The organism is Terriglobia bacterium (assembly GCA_020073205.1).
In the GTDB taxonomy this organism is placed as follows: domain Bacteria; phylum Acidobacteriota; class Polarisedimenticolia; order Polarisedimenticolales; family JAIQFR01; genus JAIQFR01.
This window is the reverse complement of record JAIQFR010000200.1, coordinates 1-3,001: the sequence shown is the minus strand read 5'-3', so window position 1 is coordinate 3,001 and position 3,001 is coordinate 1. Positions and strand designations below refer to the sequence as shown.

Sequence of the window (3,001 nt, the reverse complement as noted above, 5' to 3'; positions counted from 1 at the left end):
GATCTTCGTGATCGGCGATTTCACCGGCCTGATCGGCGACCCCACCGGTCGGTCGAAGACGAGGCCCGCCCTCACCCGGGAGGAGATCGCGCGCAACGCCGACACGTACAAGCGCCAGTGCTTCAAGGTGCTCGATCCCAAGAGGACCGAGATCCGCTTCAACAGCGAGTGGCTCGGCGTGCTCGGCTCCGAGGGGTTCATCCGCCTGGCGGCGAAGTACAACGTCGCCCGGATGCTCGAGAGGAAGGACTTCAAGTCGCGGTTCAACTCGGGACAGACCATCGGGGTCCACGAGTTCCTCTACCCGCTGGCCCAGGCGTACGACTCGGTGGCGCTCAAGGCCGACGCGGAGCTGGGTGGAACCGACCAGCTGTTCAACCTCAACGTCGGGCGCGACATCATGCCGGAGTACGGTCTGGAGCCTCAGGTGGTGCTCACGACGCCGCTCCTCGAGGGGCTCGACGGCACGGAGAAGATGTCGAAGAGCCTGGGGAACTACGTCGGCGTCGACGAGGAGCCGCGGGAGATCTTCGGGAAGCTCATGTCGATCAGCGACGACCTGATGTGGAGGTACTACACGCTCTGCACGAGCGTCTCGAGCGAGGGGATCGCGGAGATGAGGCGCCTCGTGGCGGGGGGAGGGCTGCACCCGAAGAAGGCCAAGGAAGGACTCGCGATGAGGATCGTCGCCGACTTCCACGGCGAGGACGCGGCCCGCGCGGCCCAGGAGGAGTTCCAGCGGATCTTCCGGCAGAAGGAGGCCCCGGACGACGTGCAGGATCACCGGGTCCCGGCGGAGGACGGGAAGGTCGCCCTCCCCAGGCTCCTGGTGACACTGGGCCTGGCGCCGTCCACGAGCGAAGCCTCTCGACTGGTGCAGCAGGGGGCGGTGAGGATCGACGACGCGAGAGTTCCCCCCGGCACGCGGGAGATCGATGCGCGTGCGGGGCAGAGCCTGCTGGTCAAGGTCGGGAAGCGGCACTTCGCGAAGGTGACGTTCGAGTAGCCGGGGGCAGCCGACGACGCCTTGCGCCGGCGGCTCCCCGTCCAGCGACTACCAGGTCACGCGCACCCGGTAGGTCAGCTTGACTTCCTGGCCCTTCGGGACGGTCACCACGAACTCGATCGTGCCCGCGTCGAGCTTCTTGTAGGTCTGGCTCGACTGGACGACCTGCCAGTCGCCTCCCACCGGCTCGCGCACGGTGACCACCGCGTCCTCGTCCTTGCGGTTCCTGAGCGCGATCTCGAACGCCGACTCGCTCTGGCGCGGGCTCAGCGAGCGGTAGTCGGTCTGGGTGCGGTCGGCGACCACGTCGAACGCGTCGCCGACCTTCAGCTTCACCGTCTCGTCCTTCGGCGTGTGGCCGATGGCGTCTTCGCCGACGAATTGCTCCGCGCCCGAGCGGTCCTTCTTGTACACGCGGATGGTCCCCTTCGGCAGCGGGATCCCGAGACCCGCCTCCCGGGCGTTCTTGAATTCGAGGACCACCGAGACCTTCTCGTCTTTCGCGATCGTGCCGTACCGGCTCCTGTACCACCCGGGCTGACCGACCAGGAGGAGGCGCTTCGTCAGGGGCACCGACGGGGCCTCGAGGAGCGTGATCTGCTTGGTCTCGTTCTCCCGGATCGTCGTCGGCCGGTCCAGCGTGTACAGGTGGTACTCGAAGAACGACTCCTCGGCGAACTGAGGAGCGCCGGCGGCCGCCTTGAGTTCCGACCGCATCGCCTCGTAAGCCACCGGCGCGGAAGGGGTGACGCGCCGGACGTCCCCGGCCACGAGCTTGAGGGTCGCGTCGCGGAAGGTGGCTCCCGAGCGGTTCTCGACGGTGACCCATCCCGTCAGGTCGGAGGACCGGTCGTCGGCGTCCACGACCACGACGTAGTCGGCGGACCAGTTCACTCCGTCGGTCAGGTACGACGCCTCGACCTCGTGGGTCCCCGGCTTGTCGGAGCGGAGGGTCCAGACCAGGGTCGGGCGCGCCACGAGATCGGCCGGGACCGACGGGAGCGTGACCCGGCCGGTCTGGTTCAGCACGATCCGGTCGCCGATCCGGTAGACCGGCCCTCCGTTCACGGACAGGAGGGTCGCCTTCGACACGCGGGTCGTGAGGTCCTGGGCCTGCTCGACGACCTCCACCTCCTGGCCGACGTACTTCTCGAGGAGCTTCTCGGGCGAGATCAGGTCGTACTCGTAATTCTGCTCGAGCACCGACAGGGCCCCCGGCGCGGTGAGCGACTTGAGGCTGACCGTCCTCGGATTGATCGACGACGGAACGTCCATGAAGCGCAGCGACGCCACGCCTCCCCGGTCGATCCTGAGGGACCTCACTTCTCGAACCAGCGCGAGGTTCACGTTGTAAACGGTGACCGCCGCCGAGGTCCGGTCGGCCGCGGTGCTGTCGGGAAGCGAGGCCGCCTCGCCCGCGGCTGTGGGCGGGACGGCGAGGAGGAGCAGAGCCACGAAAGGGAGGACGGAGATGAAGAGGTGCGAGCGCATGGCCACCCTCCACCGTGGCCGGGGGCGTGACCCCGCCGCGGCAACCGTGGGGGAGAGCGTCTCCCCGGGACGATTATAGGGACCCGCGTCGACGGGCGTGAGGCCGCTTGACGTGGGCGGCCAATTAGGACAATACTGGTCCGCTTGCGTTCGGTGGGGGAACGCCCGGGCGCGCAACAGAGGGGTATGACCTCCGAGACGATGAGCCGGGACCCCGGAGCCGCCGGCGCAGAGACCTCGTTCGAACCGGGCGTCGAAGGGTTCTCCTTCGCCGACCTCTTCGAGGCGGAAAAGCTCAGGGACCTCTCGGAGCGGTTCGATCGGGAGCTGGCCGCGGCGGACCCGCCGTTGTTCGAATCCTGGTCGACCTACAGGACCGCTCCGGACGCCGAGTCCGATCCCCGCCGGGTGTCCGACCTCCTGATCCGGGTGTCGGAGCACGTGTCCGCTTTCGTCTCCCGCCTCTTCAGGATCGAGGAGGTGCGCGATCGACGGGGCAAAGCG

Annotated in this window: 3 protein-coding genes; 2 read left to right on the top strand and 1 reads right to left on the bottom strand. The window is 68.1% G+C overall.

The window, feature by feature from the left end:
• The coding region (tyrS, locus tag LAO51_20360; protein ID MBZ5641099.1) for a tyrosine--tRNA ligase at window positions 1-1,006 on the top strand (1,006 nt) is incomplete at its 5' end.
• Between the two features lie 48 nt (window positions 1,007-1,054).
• Here tyrS and LAO51_20355 read toward each other — a convergent pair.
• Window positions 1,055-2,497 (bottom strand): DUF4139 domain-containing protein, encoded by a 1,443-nt coding sequence (locus LAO51_20355; protein MBZ5641098.1) that lies wholly within the window; start codon window positions 2,495-2,497, stop codon window positions 1,055-1,057.
• A 186-nt stretch (window positions 2,498-2,683) separates the two neighbouring features.
• Between LAO51_20355 and LAO51_20350 the strand changes: the two genes are divergently transcribed.
• Window positions 2,684-3,001, top strand: a 318-nt coding sequence (locus tag LAO51_20350) for a hypothetical protein (GenBank protein MBZ5641097.1), incomplete at its 3' end; no start/stop codon positions are given.